Here is a 16,747-nt window from a genome sequence, read left to right as displayed (position 1 = left end):
GGCCTGCAGCGTCGGATCGGCCTCGTCGCGTTGGGCCCACTCCAGCAGGGTGTCCAGCCGGAAGGGCCGGTCATCGATGCCGGCGTGCAGGTCACCCAGCTCGGCGAACCGGCTGGGCATGGTGGTCAGGGTGAAGTCGCGCGGGTCGATGGCGTCCAGTTCGGGCCAGGTGAACGGGGCCGACACGGTGGCGTCCCGGGTGCCGCGCAGCGAGTAGGCGGCGGCCATGGTGTGGTCGCGGGCGTTCTGGTTGTAGTCGATGAAGACCGCGGCCGGGTCGCGGTCCTTGCGCCACCAGGCGGTGGTCACGTCCTGCGGCAGCCGCCGCTCGACCTCGCGGGCGAAGGCGAGGGCTGCGCGCCGGACGTCCTCGAACCCCCACTCGGGCACGATCCGGACGTAGACGTGGATGCCGTTGCCGCCGCTGGTCTTCGGATAGCCGGTGACCTGCAGTTCATCCAGCACCTGCCTGGTGACGGACGCCACCCGGCGCACCCGGTCGAAGCTGGCCCTCGGGCCGGGGTCGAGGTCGATGCGCCACTCGTCGGGCCGGTCGACGTCGGCGCGTCGGACGTTCCACGGGTGGAACTCGATCGTGGTCATCTGCACCGCCCAGATCACCTGGGCGACTTCGGTGACACACAGCTCGTCGGCGGTGAGGGAGTAGCGCGGGAAGAACAGCTCGACGGTCTCGACCCAGTCGGGTGCGCCCTTCGGGATCCGCTTCTGGTGCACCTTCTCACCGGCCAGCCCGTCGGGGTAGCGGTGCAGCATGGTGGGACGCTCCCGCAGCGCCCGGACGATACCGTCGCCGACCGACAGGTAGTACTGCGCGACGTTCAGCTTGGTGTGGCCGTGCGCCGGGAAGTACACCTTGTCCGGACTGGACAGCCGGACCCGGCGTCCTCCCACTTCGAGTTCGACCGCTTCGGAGGCCATGGGCCCATCGTCCCCGAGGCCTGCCGCCGCGGCAAGGGTCGATGGTGCCTGAAGCGGTCACCGGGGAATTGTCCCGAACCGTTGACCGACACGCGGTGGACGGTGCGTCCTCTGCTGACTTCGTCCACCTAGGCTCGGCCAGCAAGAGGACGCCCGGGAACCGTGCCGGTTACCGGACCGACACCCTGGGGGAGCCCATGAGCCAAACCATCCGGCGCCTATGTGCCTATATATCTGCGGCGCTACTGGGTGCCACGCTCTTCCTGCCAGGCATGCCGGCAGTGGCCGACCCCGGCCAGCCTGCCGCCGCCCCTGCGCCTGCGGCTGTGCCCAATGCTCCTGTTGAGGCGATGCCAGCCGCTCCTGCGCCAGCGGCGCCGGTGCCGGCCGTCGCCGAGGAGGGTGAGGCTGCTATCGCTGAGAAGTACGCGAGCGTGGCGAACCTGCTCGGTCCGGCCACCGGTCCGGTGACCTGCAACCTCGCCGGCGGGGGCTGCGGACAGCAGTACACCAATGGTGTGATCCTCTGGTCGCCAGGCACCGGCGCGCACTGGATGAAGGGCGCGATCCTGGTCAAGTGGCGCGAATACGGGTCAGAGAACGGCCGCTTCGGCTACCCGGTGACCGATGAGGTCTGCGGCCTGGTGCGGGACGGCTGCTACCAGTTGTTCGAGTCGGGCGCGGCGATCGTCTGGTCGGCCAGCACCGGCGCCCACAACTCGTGGGGTGGTATCCGGGCGAAGTGGCGTGAGTACGGATCGGAGAACGGGCGCCTGGGCTACCCGACCAGCGACGAGGTCTGCGGTCTGGTGCGGGATGGCTGCTACCAGTTGTTCGAGGCCGGGGCGGCGATCGTCTGGTCGGCCAGCACCGGCGCGCACAACTCGTGGGGCGGTATCCGGACGAAGTGGCGCGAGTACGGTTCGGAGAATGGACGCCTGGGTTACCCGACCAGCGACGAGGTCTGCGGCCTGGTCCGGGATGGCTGCTACCAGATGTTCGAGGCCGGCGCCATCGTCTGGTCGGCCGGCACCGGGGCGCACACCTCGTGGGGCGGAATCCGGGCGAAGTGGCGTGAGTGCCGGTCGGAGAACGGGCGCCTGGGCTACCCGGTGACCGACGAGATCTGCGGTCTGGTGCGGGACGGCTGCTACCAGCTGTTCGAGACGGGCGCGGCGATCGTCTGGTCGGCCGGCAGCGGCGCGCATCCGTCGTGGGGTGCGATCAGGCAGAAGTGGGCGTCCACCGGCTCGGAGAACGGCCGGTACGGCTACCCGACCAGCGACGAGTCGTGCCGCACCGGCGCCGGAGGCGAGCTGTGCGTCCAGCACTTCGAGGCCGGGACGATCAAGTGGCGCTCCGATTCGGGAATCATCGACTGCTCGGTGCAGCGATGTGTGGCGCTGACGTTCGATGACGGGCCCGGCCCGTACACCAGCCGGCTGCTCGACATCCTGGACGCCAACAACGTGCAGGCGACCTTCTTCGTGGTCGGCAACCGGGTGGGCGGGAACTCCTCGCTGGTCGCTCGAATGCACCGGGAGGGCAACCTGGTCGAGAACCACTCCTGGAGCCACCCCGACCTGACCACGCAGGGCAGCGGCAACATCGCCTGGCAGCTGGACGACACCTCCAACGCCATCGCGAACGCGACCGGCGCGCGGCCCACCATGCTGCGGCCGCCATACGGCGCGTACAACTCGACGGTGACCTCGATGGCCGGGCAGCGAGGGATGTCGGTGATCCTGTGGAACGTCGACACCCAGGACTGGCTGTACCGCAACGCGGCCAGCGTCCGGAATGCTGCGGTGGTCAGCACCTCGCCCGGGTCGATCGTGTTGATGCACGACATCCACCCCACAACGGTGGACGCGGTGCAGGGCATCATCTACGACCTCAAGGGCCGCGACTACGTGCTGGTGACCGTGGACGACCTGCTGGGTGATCCGCGGCCGGGGGTGGTCTACACCCGTCGTTGACCTCCGGTTGAGGGGCTGGGAGGGTCGGAAGTCACGTTCGGGGCCTTGGCTGCACTGCCGATGAAGGCTCATTCCCCCTGGATCAGGTTCAGCTCGCTGGCCCGGCGAACCAGGCCGGCCCGGTTCGCTTCGCCGGTGCGGCGCAGCGCCTTGGCGATGTGGAACTTGACGGTGTGCGACGAGATGTGCAGCCGTTCGGCGATCTCGAAGTTGTCCAGCCCTTGCGCGATCAGCTTGATGATGTCGAGCTCGCGGTCGGTGAACAGCTCCTTGGCGTCGCCGCCGCTGCGCTTCAACCGGGTCCACTCGGTCAGCAGTTGGCGATCCCACCATTCGCCGCGATCCCGGACCGCGCGCAGCACCTCCACCACCCGCTCCAGCGGCATCGACTTCAGCATGTAACCGGACGCCCCGCTCGCCATCGCCCGATCGAGCAGCTGGGCGTTGCCGTGGCCGCTGTACATCACCACCACCACGCCGCGGTCGGCCAGCCGACGGCAGAGCTGCCAGCTGTCGTCGTCGGCGACAAAGACGTCCAGGACCACCACATCCGGCCGGAACTGCTCGATGAGCTTGGCAGCGCTGACCAGCTTCGAGCTTGCGCCGACGTACTCGAACTCGCTGCCGGCGAGCACCTGCTGCAGTCCGGTCGTCACCACCTGGTGGTCATCGACCAGCGCCACCCGCTGGGTCATCTTGCTACCGGGATGGTGCACTCGACTTGCACTCCGTTCTGATCACCGTGGATCTCCACTCTGCCCCCGGCGTCCTGCGCCGCCTGGCGCATCAATTGCAGGCCGAAGTGGCCGGTCTCGGGTGCCTTCGCGCCGAAGCCGCTGCCGTCGTCGCGAATGGTCAGCGACCACTTGTCGGCCACGAACTGCAGGATGACGGTGCATGAGGTGCCGTTGCTGTGCAGTTCCGCGTTGAAGACGGCTTCCTGGCCGACGCGCCGCAACGCCTCGGAGACGTTGGCCGGCAGCACCGGGTCGTACTCGCTCTCACCGGGCCGTCCCCTCACCTGGACGATCCGGCGCAACCCCGCGATGCTCGGCACCCGGCAGATCTCCGCCGCCACTTCGGCCGGCGACAGCAACGGCGGCTCGGCCCCACCCATCAGCGAGTCGATGTCCTCCCGCAGTGATCTGGCCAGTTCGGCAACCACCGCCGACACCTCGGCCAGCGCACCACCTGCCGGCTGGTCGGGCTGCGCGGCGACCAACCTCGACAGCTGCGACACGTGCCGGCCGAGCCGATCGTGCAGGTGCCGGCCGAGGGCCTGGCGTTCGGCCTGCCGTCCGGCCTCCAGCAGTTCTTCGCGGCTCATCGTCGCCTGCAGCGAGAGGTTGATCGCCTCGGCGAAGTCCTGCAGGACGCGCTCGTCGGTCTGGTGGTAGGCCAGCGGGGCGTGGTTGGCAACGTAGAGGATGGCGGCGACGGCGTTGTCGTCCAGCACCGGGATGGCCATCGCCGAGTAGATGCCCTCGCGCCGGGTCACCTCGTGCATCTGGCGGGAGAACCTCGGATCGGAGTTGTAGTTGAGCGACCTGACCGGGATGCCACGTTCGGATGCGATGCTTCCGATCCCCTGGGCGGGGCCCACCCTTAGCGTGCGGAAGGTGGCCGTTCGCAGGCCGGCGGTTCGCGAGAAAGCGTAGTTGTGGTCGTCCACCGGCAGCGCGAGATAGGCGGCATCGCTGCCGGTCAACCGCCGCGCGCCGAGGAGCACCAGGTCTGCGACGTGGTCAGGATTGAGCAGGGATGCGGCCGCCTCGGCCACCAACCGGTAGGCGCGGTCGACGTCGCGCAGCCGGATCTGGTCGGTGCGCCGCCACCAGTCGGCCATGGCGGTCTCGGCGACGGGTGCTGTCGCCTCGAACCTGGAAACCCCGAACAGCACCAGCACCGCACTGTCGGTGGCACCGGTGCGCACCACGACCGCTTCGGGAGCGCTGGTGACCCAAGGACGCATCCGTGAGCCGAGGGTGACCCGGCGTCCGGGGCCCATCGACAACCGGACGGGCTCGAACGGCTGAAAGTGGTCGTTGGTGGCCCCGAGCACCACGCGTTGCTGCGCTTGGTCGGCGGGGGAAAGCAGGAAAGCGGCCTCGGCCCGGGAGGAGCGGGTGATGTCGGCGAGGAGGTCGGAGATGGACGCGAGCAGCGAGAGTCTGCGCCTCAGCGTTTGCTGCTCGTCCGGTTTCATCCCACCTCCGCCGCCGCCGTCCGCGGGTTGGTCAGGCAAGTTTAGCGAACGGCGGCAGCGTCCAAGGTGCTAGAAGTTGGGGTAGTAGTCGGGCCTGGCTGAGGTGGTCCGGACGTCCTCCAGCTCCATGTTGGCCAGATCCTGCTCGTCGTCGACCCAGCAGTCGGCGATCTCATCGGTGGTGGCGAACCAGACGCCGTCCTTGCTGGCGATGTGCTCCAGCAGCCGCTCGTACCACAGCATGTGGTGCGCCTGGCCGACGATCTGCGGGTGGACGCAGGAGATGAAGATGGCGTTGGGGACGCGTTCGTAGCCGTAGTCGAAGATGTCGCGCCAGCGCTCGTAGATGGTGTTGGAGTCCTGCTGCCCGGCCTGGACGCCGGTCACGCAGGCCAGCGGCGGGAAGTCGTCCAGGTACCAGCTGACCGGCAGTTCGACCACGTTGGCGGCCTTGCCCTGGGTGTTGCCGTTGAGCCAGTCGATGGCCCAGCGCTGCGGGCGGTAGGCCTCGAGGTCGCGGCCCATCAGCGACGAGTCGTACTTGAAGCCGTACTTCTCGACCATGTCCAGGGTGTTGTCGGAGTAGTCCCAGTAGGGCGAGCGGTACCCGGTGGGGCGGACGCCGAGCCGGCGCTGGAAGGTGTCGAAGGCCCGCTCGACGAGCTCGTCCTCGGTGCCGGCGTCGATCAGCGTCGGGTTCTCGTGGAAGTAGCCGTGGTGGCCGAACTCGTGCCCGGCGGCCGCGATCGCCTCGCACTCACTGGGGAAGGTGTCGACGGTGTGTCCCGGGGTGAACCAGGTGGTCTTGACACCGAAGCGGTCGTAGAGCTCGAGCAGCCGCGGCACCCCGACGCGGGCCCCGAATTCACCGCGCGACATGAATGATGGGCTCGGCTTGTTGAAGCCTCCCAGCCACAGCGATTGGGCGTCGAAGTCGGTGCCCAGGTTGACGGCGATCTTCTTGCCCTCCGGCAATTTGATGGAACCCACGGTATTGCTCCTCCTTAAGAATTCGTTGTTGCGGTTTGGAGTTGTTCAAGGTGGCTGGGCCAGCTGCGGTACAGCTCGGCGCGGCGGCGGCGATCCTTGTACGTCGTCGCGGCGCCGTCGATGCGGTTCTGCCGGAGCACGTCGAGGTCGACGGTGCCTGAGACGACCACCTCTTCGTTGACCGCCGCTTCGGCGACGATGCCCTTGGGTGTCCAGGGGGTGTCGGCGGGGGACAGGATCGAGCTCTGCGTCCAGCCGGGTGGGATCGGGCCGGCACCCTGGCCGCCGGTCGAGCAGTGGACGAAGTACACCTGGTTCTCGATCGCGCGGGCCTGGGCGCAGTGCCGCACCCGCCAGAAGCCGTACTCAGTGAAGGTGTAGGACGGGCACAGGATCAGTTCGGCGCCCTGCTCGGCAAGCGAGGACGCGCACTCGGGGATCTCGGCCTCGTAGCAGATGTTGAAGCCGACCTTGGCGAAGGGCAGCTCGACGGCCTGCATCTGGTCGCCCTCGCTGGTCTTCCAGCCGACGGCCAGAGCCCCGACAACTAGCGGGAGGCGCCACCCCACCCCTGGCCCGGATTTGTCCCAGGATTGGGTGCAGAGAGTGTTGATCTGGGCTCCTGGCTGCACCCAGTAATGGCCAGCGGGCTCACGACGACAAGCAGACCCCGCAACTCCTGCGCGCGACGAGGCGAGTAAGTTCTCGCCATGGCTGCCGACGCAAGCGGTTACAGCACCCGCCCGTTCCTCACTATTCGGAGGATGTACCTCGACGTCCTGGATGCCGGGCGGCGCAAGCGGATGATCCACGGGCTGGTCGAGGTGGACGTGACCCGGGCCAAGTGGATGATCCGGCAGAGCCCGCAAGACATCTCGTTCACGGCATACGTCATGTGGGCGGTGGCGCAGGCCGTCATCGCCGACCGGACGGTGCATGCCTACCGTCAGGGTCGCCGGCTGGTCATCTTCGACGACGTCGACATCAACACCCAGATCGAGGTCGAGGAATCCGGCCAGAAGATCGTGAAGTCGCACCTGTTCCGCGCGGTTAACACCAAGAGCGTGGCCGAGTTGAGCGCCGAGATGCGGCGGGCGCAGCGTCCCGACGACTCGGTGGGACGGCAGCGCTACCAAGGGGCACGCGCATTCGCGACGCTGCCCGGGTTCGTCCGCGGATTTCCGTGGCGCATTGCGATGGGCAACCCGTTCCTGTTCCGCCGGTTCGGCGGCACGGTCGGGTTGAGCTCGTTGGGCATGTTCGCGCACGGCGGCTGGGGCATCCCGATCGCGCCGCCGACCCTGATGGTCACGGTGGGCGGCATCACCCGCAAACCCAGGTTCGTCGACGGCGTGCTCAGCAACCGCGAACTGCTATCGCTGACCCTGTCGTTCGACCATGCGGTCGTGGACGGCGCGCCGGCCGCCCGGTTCGCCAGCCGCCTCACCGAGCTGATCGAGTCCGCAGCCGGGCTGGACGAAACCGGGGCTCACGCAGGCGGCCAGCGTCCCTAGTGTGTCTCCACCGAGAGGATGTTGCCGTCCGGGTCCTCGAACCAGAGCCCTCTCTCGCCGCCGAAGGTGGCGACGCCGTTGTCCCAGGTCATCCCCTCGGCGTCGAACGTCAGGAACTCCAGCCCCTTCTCGCGCAGGGCAGTGACCTCGGTATCGAACTCGGCGTGCGGTATCTGGAAGGACATCGAGGTGCCCTCGTTGGTGCCGGCGTACTCGGAGGGATACACGAGGAACTGGCCGTCGCCGCTGCGATAGCGGACGCCCTCTACGCCCTCAGATACCGGCTGGAAGTCGAGCACGTTTTCGTAGAAGTCCCTGGCGCGTTGCAGATCGGCGACCGGAATAGTCGGGATTGCGACGTAGTTGGCGAGCATGTCACACCTCCCGTCCGTGACCGGACGACCACCGCCCGGTGGGGACGCCACCAGTGTGCGCCGCTGACAGGCGGTGTCCATCGGACCGCGGGTCCAACTTCGTCGATGTTGACGAGGTTGATCTTGGGCTGTGAGTAGCGCGCTTAGCTATGTCGGGCGTATCTCAAAGCGCTGTCCATCCCAATACGGGATTCGATCTGGTATTATTGGTTCATGACAGTACAGATCGCGATCCGCCTCCCCGATGAAATGGTGGCGTTTCTTGATTACACGGTCGCAGCCGGCAAAGCCCCTAGCCGGGCCGCTCTGGTTGCGCGTGCTCTCGAAAGAGAGATGCGGAGGCAGGCGGCTGAACAGGATGTGAAGATCCTTCGCCAGGAAGGGGCAGCGAACGAGCTCGACGACTTGGTCGAGTGGACAGTCGGCCACATGTCGGTCGAGGACTGATCGGTGCGGGAGATCTGCTTGGCCCGTGTGGACAAGACTCGGCCGGTTGTAGTGCTCACCCGAGAGGCGGCCCGCGCCGCGATGACGAAGGTGACGATCGCTCCCATCACATCGACCATCAAGGGTCTGTCCAGCGAGGTGCTTGTCGGACGAGCCAATGGCCTCGACCACGACGGCGTCATTTCGCTCGACAACGTCGTCACAATTCCGACCAGAATGCTCGGGCGGACAGTCGGGTATCTCACTGCCGCGCAGGAGGCGGAGCTGGCCCGGGCCATCATCCTTGCCTACGATCTGGACATACCGCTTTTCGACTAACGCATTGTTGCGCCCGGTCGATGCTGGCCTGAGCAGACGCGGCCGGGGTTGAATCGAACGGTCCCACCACCCACTGATGGTCGCGTGTGACGAATACTGGAGGATGGCAGATCCCAAACCCGCCCGCACGGTCGCGCAGAAGATGGGCATCAAGCCGGGCTCCCGGGCGCTCATCGAGGACGCCCCGGCGTCCGCGCTGACGGCGATGCGCCTGCCTCAACTCGACTTGGCCGACCGGCTGGTCGGCGAGTTCGGCTACCTGCACTTGTTTGTCCACCGGCAGGATCAGCTCCGAGCGGTTCCCCGGGCTGCGTGACCACCTTCGGGTCGGTGGCATGCTATGGATCTCGTGGCCCAAGGGTGGCCGGCTCGGCACCGACCTGAACCTGAAGATCGTGATCCCCATTGGGTACGACCTGGGCATGGTCGAGAGCACCTGCCTGCGCGTTGACGACGTCTGGTCCGCACTCAAGTTCACCCACCCGAAGGCAGGGCGTCACTACGCCAATCGCTACGGCACATTACCCCGACAGCGAGCCTGATTCGACGCTCTGCCTACGCCCGAGCCGAGCACCAGCAACTGTGGCCGGTCGTCTCTTGTGGCGCGTCACCTTGTCAGCGATCCTTTGCCCATCGACCGACCAACCGGGCCGGCCAGCGTTATGACGGCAGGGGAGATCCCCACGATGTTGACGTCCATCCTCCTCGGCTCGAGCACCGATCTGCAGGCTGTCGCTTCCGGCCAGCGACGCATGGTTGCCCCCGAGACCTCGGACGCGGTGGCGCGCGTCCAGGCCGCGCTGGTCGCCGTCGGCTACGGGATGCCCACCACCGACATCGACGGCATCTTCAGCGTCGGCGGAGAAACCGGAGCGGCGATCAGAGCCTACAAGGCCGACCGCGGGCTCGTCCCCAACAACCCGGTCGTCGGCGTCGGCACCGCCAACGCGCTGGACGCCGAGATCCGCTACCTGGAGGACGACTCGCTCGCCTTCGTGCCCGACAAGCCTGGGACGCTGGCGCTGGACCCGTACAAGGCCGGCCGCGCAGAGCTCGCCCTCTTCGAGCCGTCGATCGGGCAAAAGGTCCTCGACCTGTTCGAACTGCGGGACAGGATCTGCTCCGGCTGTCGATGGAGCTCGGCCCAATCATTGCCCAGTGGTTCGGGGAAGTGATAGTTGAACCGCGGGTTTTCCGGGACTTCCGCACCCTGATAGCGCCATCCGGGCCGGGTGACTTCTTCGACGACTCCAAGAGCTCCACCCCGTACGCGAACTTCCTCGCCGCGCAGCATCCGCACCTGTCACCGGGGCAGGTTTCGCACCTGCAGGGACGACGCCGGCCCGACATCCTGCGCCGCGCTGGTTCGGCGTCGGAGTGGTACGAGATCAAGCCGGCCAGCGTGAGCGGTGCGCGGGACGCGACGTTGAAGCTGATCAACATCCTCAACGACTACACCAGCGCGGGCCTGCCGTACGTGCCGGGACGCCGGTACACCCGCGACCCGCGAGATCCCACTCACCCCGATGATCGGCCCGAACGGTGAGAACCTGCAGCCGGTCCTGGAGTTGCGCCGCCCGGTGCGTGGGCTGATCTTCTGGACGCTGTGCATCAAGGGTGACTACGTTGAATACTTCAACCGGGTGCGCCTCGTCGCGGGATTGCTCGCCATCCTGATCGCCCTGGCAGAAGTGGCCGCGGCCGCTGCCGCCACCGCAGGTGAGATCGAGGCCGTGGCGGCGATCATCGCGGGGCTACGCGCGCTCGCCACCGCCGCCGGGGTCGTGCTGCCGGTGCTGACCCATTAGCGATGGTTTTCGGCGGTGGTTTGCCGGCCGATGCTCCGCACCACGCGCTATGGGTAGCGGTCAGGCGAGCTTGATCAGCCGACGAGTCGCGGTCTGCATGTGCACGGTCATCGCGGCTGCAGCCGCATCGCCGTCACGTGCCTGGATCGCGTGCAGTATCTCCTTGTGCTCCCGGATCGCGTCCTCAGCCTCACTCACATCGCGCAAGGCGCGATCCATCCAAATGCGCAGCAACGTCCGGCAGACCCGAAGCGCGTCGGCGATCAGTTGGTTGCCGCAGTTCTCCGCAAGGATCACGTGGAAGCGGAAGTCATGCTTCACAACCTCGGACAGTTCGGGCATTGCCCTCTCCATGTCGGCGAAGTTCTGCGCCAGCTCCGCCCGGGCGTCCTCACTGGCCCTGGTCGCGGCGAACCTGGCCGAGTCAATCTCCAACACTGAGCGCATCTCGATCAGGTCCCTGGTCTCCGGTTCACCGAGCAGCATTCCCCATGACAGCGTCTTCGGCAGCAAATCGGATGCGGTTCCGCGAACGAAGGTGCCCGAGCCGGGCCTGGCTCACTCCCAGCGTCTGCGCCCAGCGCCCGCTCTGGTGGCACCATCGCAGCCAATGACACTACGGGCCTCCTCGTCTCCTGCAGCGGCGAGAGAGCGACCACATCGAGAGGTCAGCGATCCGAAAGTTATCCACCCGCTTGGTGCCCTTTGTGGCCCTGATGTTCTTGATCAACTTCCTGGACCGAACCGCCATCGGCTACGCGGGTCCCAACGGAATGACGCAGGATCTCGGCCTGACAGCTGCCCAGTTCGGCTTCGCGTCCGGCGTCTTCTTCATCGGATACATCCTGCTTGAGATCCCCAGCAACCTCGCCCTTCATCGATTCGGGGCCCGCATCTGGCTGAGTCGAATCATGGTCACCTGGGGCATCGTGGCGCTGCTGTTCACTTGGGTGCAGAGGGCCACTCAGCTGTATTGGCTCCGCGTCCTGTTGGGTGTCGCAGAAGCAGGGTTCTTCCCCGGCGCGATCCTCTTCCTCAGCCTGTGGGTGCCAGCACGCTACCGCACTGGTTGGTCTGGCAGGGCGACCCCCAGCAGACGAGCGCCATGGAACAGCAATGGACCCGTCAAACCATCAATTACGTAAGGGAATTCCTAACCAAGGAGGAACAGAAATGAGCACCAAGGATCTGAAGGTCGCAGTTGTCGGCGCCGGCGGCAAGATGGGCATGCGCGTATCCGACAACCTGGCCAAGACTGACTGGACTGTCTACTACTGCGAGACGGGTGAAGCCGGCAAGCAGCGGGTTGAGGACGCCGGACGAGCCGTGACCCCGACGGACGACGTCATCGGCGACGTCGACGTCGCGGTCCTCGCCGTGCCGGACGTCGCCCTTGAGACGGTGACCGCCGATGTCGCGCCGAAGATGAAGGAGGGCGCCATGGTGCTCACCCTTGACCCGGCTGCCGCCTACGCCGGCCTGTTGACGGTTCGTGAGGGCCTCGATTACGTCGTGGCGCACCCAGCCCATCCGTCGGTCTTCCTGGAGCGCAAGACCGACGAGGAGTACGCCGACACCTTCGGCGGTATCGCCGCACCGCAGTACAGCGTGGCAGCCGTGCAGCAAGGCAGCGAGGACATCAAGCCCTTCGCCGAGGAGGTCATCTCCACGATCTACGGCCCGGTGATCAAGGTCTACTGGGCTTCGGTGCACGACCTCGCGGTCTTGGAGCCCACGCTGAACGAGACCGTCGGCTGCATGATCGGCCAGTTCCTCAAGGACGTCATGGACGCCACCGTCAAGCACACCGACATGGACCTGGAAACCGTTCAGGCGATGTTCTTCGGACATATCTACATCGCATTGACCAACGCGCTGCGTGGTTCGAACCCGTTCTCGGACGCCTGCCTGCTCGCGATGGACTATGGCCGGGAGGCGATCATCAAGCCCGACTGGGAGCGCATCTTCAACGACGACGACCTGGATGTGGTGATCGCCAAGATGCTCAAGATCGACGCTGTTCGTCGTTGATCACGGTTTCTTAGCCTCGATCCACCGACCGGCCGGGAGCGAGCGTCTGATTTCGGGTGGGGTGGGCCGAGTGGTGGTTCGGGCGGGTGCGGGCCGCCGGTCTGCCCGGCTTTTCCACTGAGTTCCTTGTTGTGCCGTTGGGGAGTGGCGGTCACGCCGCCGCGAAGGGCCGGGTGAAGAGCGCGTCGTAGAGGGCTGACCACGCGCTGTGCCAGGGCCAGGCGGTAGGCAGATGCAGATGCAGGCGCCGGGCGGAGGTGGCGATCCTGGCTGGGATGTTGATGAGCTTGCGGCGGATCGTTGAGGTCGTGGCCCGGGTCAGGGTCGGCGTCTTCGTCAGGGTCGCGGCGGCGCGGGTGAGGTTGAAGGCCATGACGGCACAGACCAGCCAGGCGGCGTTGGCGGTGAACACCCCGGAGGGCAGGTGGGCCAGGGCGGAGGCCTTGAGGTCAGCGTGGACGTTCTCGATGATCGCGTGGCGCCGGTGGGTCTGGTCCGCGGCGACCGTGTCGAGCTGATCAGCGGCGGTGGTGGTGAAGAAGGCGTGGAAGCGCCAGGTCTGGAACAACGTCTCCTGACCGTCGCTCTTCTTTGGGTTCAGGTCCGGGATGCGGCGGACCACCAGGCGGCCGGGGATCTGCTCGGTCTTCTTCTTCGAGGAGAACGCGGTGAACGGGATCTCGGCGACCTCCGCCTTGGAGACCCAAGTGCTGGTGGCCTCGTCGTAGACGGCGTCGGTGTACTTGATCGTGGTCCAGGCGTCGGCGGCGATGCCCGCGATGGCGCGTTTGACGGCCGGGTCCATCCGCACGGTTACCGAGACGTTCGCGCCGGTCTTGATGGCGGCGGTGACCAGGGCGTGGGAGTAGAACGCCGAGTCGGCCCGGACCAGGACGTCCCGGCCGGTCAGGTGGCTACGGCGGATCAGCGCGAGGGCGTCGGTGGCGAGGCGGGCCGCTCCGCGTGGGGAGCCGGCGGAGCCCTTGCGTAGCCGCTGGGCGGCGATAACCGGGGCGATCTGCTCGGTGCTCACGGTGGCCAGCAGGGCGTTCAGGCCCCGCACCCCGGAGTAGCCGAAGCCCGCTCCCTGCTTGTGGTAGCCGTGCACCGCCACGATGGTGTCGTCGAGGTCGACCATCACCGTGCCGCGGTCGCCTTCGCGGCCGAGGATCTCGGTGTGCTCGGCGAGATTGCGCAGGAACCGTGAGGCGATTGCGTCGGCCTGGCGGACGTGGCCGAAGGTGAACTTGCGCAGGAAGGAACCCAACGTCGAAGGCGCGTAGGGACGGTCGAAAATCTTGCCCATCCCGCCGTGCCGCAACAAGGCCATGTCATCGATGCTGTCCGCGCCGGCGGCCATCCCGGCCACCAGCGCGGCCAGTTTCAAGCCACCGTTGGAGCCCTTGTCACTCGGCACGCTCAGGTGCTCATCACCCAGCTGGCGCAGGCCGGCCTGCTGGGCCAGTGCCATCAACGGGACCAGGCCCGCAGCCGACACGAGGTTGGGCTCATCGAACGTCGCCGAGACCACCGGGCTGGTGTGAGACAGTTGCATCTACGAGGTGCCCTTCTTGAGTTGGGATACGTGCCTTTGACAAGTCGTATCTTCCCAAGTCGGAAGGGCATTCTCCTTATCCCACGCCGCCCACGGACTCAACCGATCGGTGGATCGAGGCTTAGCCACTGGAACGTCCCCGCAGCCATGTTGCTGGCGGGGACGTTCTGGTTTGCACCCGACCCAACCGGTCTGTTCAACACCGCGGATGATCGGACAGCGATTATGCTGCTCGATTTACCGCAGTGAGCGGGGGAGCAGTTGGTTTGCCGCTCGATTTACCGCAGTGGGCATCAGAATGGCCGCACTCCAGCGCATCAGGCGGGTGCTGGGTCACGAGTTCGAAGCGCAGGCCGCCGCGCCACCGGTCCTGAGCACGGCCGATGGCCGAGCCAATGCGCGTTGTCCGGCACGAATAGGTCGACCTGCCGGGCGGTGTTCACACCCACCACGCCCGGCATACTGGCGATCCGGGGCCAGCGTGCCGGCGAGTACGCGCGTCCGCCTGTCGGCTTCAGCAGCACCGGGCTCAGCAGGCAGAACCTGGAGTTGTTGGTGATGTTCCGCGCCTTGTAGGGCCTTGGGTGGACTCGTGCCAGGACGCCTGCCCGCCCCGCCAACTGGATGACGTTCGGGTGGTGGTCTTTGCCGGCGACCACGGCATGCTGGGCGCTTTCCCAAAGTAGGGGTGCCGGCCTACGCGCTCGCCCATTCGGCACCAGCGAGGCGACCAGCTTCCAACCGAACGGCGACCGGGTCCATCTTCACCTCCGGGGCGACCAGCAGGTCCTGGCTGATCAAGATGTCCCCGCGCAGCAGTGCTGGTCGCCCAACCCACATCAGGTAGATGTGAGCCGCAGTCCCACGACGGCTCCGATCACAGTGAGGGCCGGCGGCTCGATCCCGGCCTGCTCGGCCAAGGACGGCAGACTGCCCACCGTGCTGTACAGCACCAGTTGATCAGGCAGGGCCGCCTTCGCGACGACGGCGGCCGGCGTGTGCGCGTCGAGGCCGCGCTCCACCAGTCCCGCACATATCTCGGCCAGGTGCGCCACCCCCATCAGGATCACGATGGTCCCCGAACTGCGGGCCAGCGCGTCCCAGTTCACTGTGGACGCCGGGTGGTTGGGCCCGACGTGGCCGGAGACCACCGAGAAGTTCTGGGTCAGCCCGCGGTGGGTGAGCGGGATGCCGGCCAACTCGGGTCCGGCGATGGCCGACGAGACGCCGGGGATGACCCGAACCGGGACGCCGGCCTCGGCGCAGGCCAGCCATTCCTCGCTGCCCCGCCCGAAAACGAACGGGTCGCCACCCTTGAACCGGACGACCCGCCGGCCGGCGCGGGCGTGCTCAATCAGCAGCGCGTTGATGTCGCTTTGCGGGGTTTGGCTGCCGCGCGGGATCTTTCCGACGTCCACCAGCACGGCGTCCGGTCTGGTTTCAGCGAGGCTGGCGAGCGGGGCCAGCCGGTCGTACAGCACCACGTCGGCCTCGCGCAGCGCCCGCCGGCCACCCACGGTCAGCAGGTCGGGGTCGCCGGGTCCGCCGCCGACCAGGATGACCTCGCCCAGGTCGCTGCTGGGGTCCATGGCTGTTCCTTTCGTTGCTTCCGGCCGGGCGCCGATCGCGGGCGGCCGGTCAACCTGTGCGGCCGTCGCTGCCGCACAGGGCATTGATCGCGGCCACAGTGACGGCGCTGCCACCCCGGCGTCCGTGCACCACCAGATACTCCAGGCCGAGCGGGTTGCCGGCCAGCGCCCGCTTTGATTCCGCCGCCCCGACGAAGCCCACCGGAATGCCGAGCACCGCAGCCGGGGTCAGGTCCGGGTCCTGGGCGACCACCTCGAGCAGGTGGAACAGCGCGGTCGGGGCGTTCCCGATCGCCACCACCGCCCCAGGCAGCACGGGGCGCCACAACTCGACCGCTGCCGCAGTCCTGGTGGTGCCCAACTCGGCCGCCAGGGTATCCAGCCGCGGATCACCGAGCAGGCAGAGGACCTGGTTGTCGCGCGGCAACCGCGAGCGGATGATGCCGCTGGCCACCATCCGGGAGTCGCACAGGATCGGCGCCCCCCGCCGCAGGGCCGCGGTCGCCGACGCCGCCAGGTCTGGCGACCAGGCCAGGTCATCCAGCAGGTCGACCTGGCCGCTGGCATGGACCATCCGGACCGCCACCGGACGCAACTCGGCCGGCACCCGGTCGAGGTCGGCCTCGGCCTCGATGATGGCGAACGATTGCCGGTAGATCTCGGCGCCGTCGGTCTGGTAGTCGTACCTCACAGCGACTCCTGGTTGACGAGCTCGATGAACCGGTCGCGTACCCGGCGGGCCCGCAGCGGGTCGTGGCTGGTGATCGCCGCCACCGTCATCCCGGCGGTGTCGCCGGTCGCCGGCGTCCACGCCGAACCCTCGTCGCCCTGGTCGGCGCGGACGCAGAAGGTGTGCCGGGCCTCCGCCTCGGCGACTACCGTCGCGTTGGTCTGCGCCGAGTCGGTAAGGGCGAGTACGTACCAGGCGCCGTCCAGGTCGGACGGTCGGAAGTCGCGAGCGTGCCAGGTGATCGCCCCCGCGGCTGCCAGCCCGGCG

At 67.3% G+C, this 16,747-nt stretch carries 22 protein-coding genes; 11 read left to right on the top strand and 11 right to left on the bottom strand.

Annotated features, from left to right (window positions below):
• On the bottom strand, nt 1-939 hold a 939-nt coding region (gene ligD, locus WBL05_RS03205; protein WP_424223688.1), incomplete at its 3' end, for a non-homologous end-joining DNA ligase.
• Between the two features lie 350 nt (nt 940-1,289).
• On the opposite strand from ligD, the gene WBL05_RS03200 reads away from it, so the two are divergent.
• On the top strand, nt 1,290-2,918 hold the full coding sequence (locus WBL05_RS03200) for a polysaccharide deacetylase family protein (protein ID WP_424223686.1): 1,629 nt from the start codon (nt 1,290-1,292) through the stop codon (nt 2,916-2,918).
• 68 nt (nt 2,919-2,986) lie between these two features.
• Here the strand turns inward: WBL05_RS03200 and WBL05_RS03195 are convergent, their stop codons facing one another.
• The 4 genes from WBL05_RS03195 to WBL05_RS03180 form a co-directional block, all read right to left on the bottom strand.
• Nucleotides 2,987-3,613, bottom strand: coding sequence for a response regulator (locus WBL05_RS03195; RefSeq protein ID WP_424223684.1), 627 nt, complete (start codon nt 3,611-3,613; stop codon nt 2,987-2,989).
• Nucleotides 3,610-5,124 (bottom strand): GAF domain-containing protein, encoded by a 1,515-nt coding sequence (locus WBL05_RS03190; RefSeq protein ID WP_424223683.1) that lies wholly within the window; start codon nt 5,122-5,124, stop codon nt 3,610-3,612. The genes WBL05_RS03195 and WBL05_RS03190 overlap by 4 nt, the downstream gene beginning before the upstream one ends.
• A 69-nt stretch (nt 5,125-5,193) precedes the next feature.
• Nucleotides 5,194-6,114, bottom strand: coding sequence for a polysaccharide deacetylase family protein (locus WBL05_RS03185; RefSeq protein WP_424223681.1), 921 nt, complete (start codon nt 6,112-6,114; stop codon nt 5,194-5,196).
• A gap of 14 nt (nt 6,115-6,128) precedes the next feature.
• The gene (locus WBL05_RS03180) at nt 6,129-6,614 is read right to left on the bottom strand and encodes a nitrilase-related carbon-nitrogen hydrolase (protein ID WP_424223679.1); all 486 of its coding nucleotides are present in this window, start codon (nt 6,612-6,614) and stop codon (nt 6,129-6,131) included.
• Nucleotides 6,615-6,824: 210 nt separating this feature from the next.
• Between WBL05_RS03180 and WBL05_RS03175 the strand changes: the two genes are divergently transcribed.
• Nucleotides 6,825-7,628 (top strand): 2-oxo acid dehydrogenase subunit E2, encoded by an 804-nt coding sequence (locus tag WBL05_RS03175; RefSeq protein ID WP_424223677.1) that lies wholly within the window; start codon nt 6,825-6,827, stop codon nt 7,626-7,628.
• On the opposite strand, the gene WBL05_RS03170 is transcribed toward WBL05_RS03175, so the two are convergent.
• Nucleotides 7,625-8,002, bottom strand: coding sequence for a VOC family protein (locus tag WBL05_RS03170; RefSeq protein ID WP_424223675.1), 378 nt, complete (start codon nt 8,000-8,002; stop codon nt 7,625-7,627). The two genes, WBL05_RS03175 and WBL05_RS03170, sit on opposite strands and share 4 nt — an antisense overlap.
• A 213-nt stretch (nt 8,003-8,215) precedes the next feature.
• On the opposite strand from WBL05_RS03170, the gene WBL05_RS03165 reads away from it, so the two are divergent.
• The 7 genes from WBL05_RS03165 (at nt 8,216) to WBL05_RS03135 (ending at nt 10,575) form a co-directional block, all read left to right on the top strand.
• Nucleotides 8,216-8,449 carry an antitoxin gene (locus WBL05_RS03165; protein ID WP_424223673.1) on the top strand — a complete coding sequence of 78 codons (234 nt, stop codon included), beginning with the start codon at nt 8,216-8,218 and terminating at the stop codon, nt 8,447-8,449.
• Nucleotides 8,450-8,476: 27 nt separating this feature from the next.
• Complete coding sequence (locus tag WBL05_RS03160) at nt 8,477-8,767, top strand: type II toxin-antitoxin system PemK/MazF family toxin (protein ID WP_424223692.1); 291 nt, start codon at nt 8,477-8,479, stop codon at nt 8,765-8,767.
• A 103-nt stretch (nt 8,768-8,870) separates the two neighbouring features.
• Entirely contained in the window at nt 8,871-9,083 is a 213-nt protein-coding gene (locus tag WBL05_RS03155; RefSeq protein ID WP_424223672.1) for a hypothetical protein, read from the top strand.
• Nucleotides 9,084-9,102: 19 nt separating this feature from the next.
• Nucleotides 9,103-9,309 (top strand): hypothetical protein, encoded by a 207-nt coding sequence (locus tag WBL05_RS03150; RefSeq protein WP_424223670.1) that lies wholly within the window; start codon nt 9,103-9,105, stop codon nt 9,307-9,309.
• A 144-nt stretch (nt 9,310-9,453) separates the two neighbouring features.
• Nucleotides 9,454-9,942, top strand: a complete 489-nt coding sequence (locus tag WBL05_RS03145; protein ID WP_424223668.1) for a hypothetical protein — start codon at nt 9,454-9,456, stop codon at nt 9,940-9,942.
• Nucleotides 9,939-10,313, top strand: coding sequence for a hypothetical protein (locus WBL05_RS03140; protein ID WP_424223666.1), 375 nt, complete (start codon nt 9,939-9,941; stop codon nt 10,311-10,313). The genes WBL05_RS03145 and WBL05_RS03140 overlap by 4 nt, the downstream gene beginning before the upstream one ends.
• Nucleotides 10,294-10,575, top strand: a complete 282-nt coding sequence (locus tag WBL05_RS03135) for a hypothetical protein (protein ID WP_424223665.1) — start codon at nt 10,294-10,296, stop codon at nt 10,573-10,575. Before WBL05_RS03140 ends, WBL05_RS03135 begins: the two co-directional genes overlap by 20 nt.
• Before the next feature lie 60 nt (nt 10,576-10,635).
• Here WBL05_RS03135 and WBL05_RS03130 read toward each other — a convergent pair whose 3' ends face one another.
• Nucleotides 10,636-11,061 (bottom strand): FadR/GntR family transcriptional regulator, encoded by a 426-nt coding sequence (locus WBL05_RS03130; protein ID WP_424223664.1) that lies wholly within the window; start codon nt 11,059-11,061, stop codon nt 10,636-10,638.
• Between the two features lie 230 nt (nt 11,062-11,291).
• Between WBL05_RS03130 and WBL05_RS03125 the strand changes: the two genes are divergently transcribed.
• Both WBL05_RS03125 and WBL05_RS03120 read left to right on the top strand, forming a co-directional pair.
• Nucleotides 11,292-11,720, top strand: a complete 429-nt coding sequence (locus WBL05_RS03125; RefSeq protein WP_424223690.1) for an MFS transporter — start codon at nt 11,292-11,294, stop codon at nt 11,718-11,720.
• Between the two features lie 28 nt (nt 11,721-11,748).
• The gene (locus WBL05_RS03120) at nt 11,749-12,606 is read left to right on the top strand and encodes a phosphogluconate dehydrogenase C-terminal domain-containing protein (protein ID WP_424223663.1); all 858 of its coding nucleotides are present in this window, start codon (nt 11,749-11,751) and stop codon (nt 12,604-12,606) included.
• Nucleotides 12,607-12,757: 151 nt separating this feature from the next.
• Here the strand turns inward: WBL05_RS03120 and WBL05_RS03115 are convergent, their stop codons facing one another.
• From WBL05_RS03115 to WBL05_RS03100, 4 genes are all read right to left on the bottom strand, one after another.
• A complete protein-coding gene (locus WBL05_RS03115; protein WP_424223661.1) occupies nt 12,758-14,161 on the bottom strand; it encodes an IS1380 family transposase in 1,404 nt (467 codons plus the stop codon).
• Nucleotides 14,162-15,000: 839 nt separating this feature from the next.
• On the bottom strand, nt 15,001-15,750 hold the full coding sequence (cobA, locus tag WBL05_RS03110; protein WP_424223660.1) for a uroporphyrinogen-III C-methyltransferase: 750 nt from the start codon (nt 15,748-15,750) through the stop codon (nt 15,001-15,003).
• Nucleotides 15,751-15,799: 49 nt separating this feature from the next.
• Nucleotides 15,800-16,441, bottom strand: a complete 642-nt coding sequence (locus WBL05_RS03105) for a precorrin-8X methylmutase (protein ID WP_424223658.1) — start codon at nt 16,439-16,441, stop codon at nt 15,800-15,802.
• A partial coding sequence (locus tag WBL05_RS03100; RefSeq protein ID WP_424223656.1) for a precorrin-2 dehydrogenase/sirohydrochlorin ferrochelatase family protein occupies nt 16,438-16,747 on the bottom strand: 310 nt, incomplete at its 5' end. The genes WBL05_RS03100 and WBL05_RS03105, both read right to left, overlap by 4 nt.

Origin of the sequence: Brooklawnia sp. (genome assembly GCF_049651565.1) — a bacterium.
In the GTDB taxonomy this organism is placed as follows: Bacteria; Actinomycetota; Actinomycetes; order Propionibacteriales; family Propionibacteriaceae; genus Brooklawnia.
Note: the sequence above shows the minus strand (reverse complement) of the source record. Positions and strands in the feature narration are given on the sequence as shown.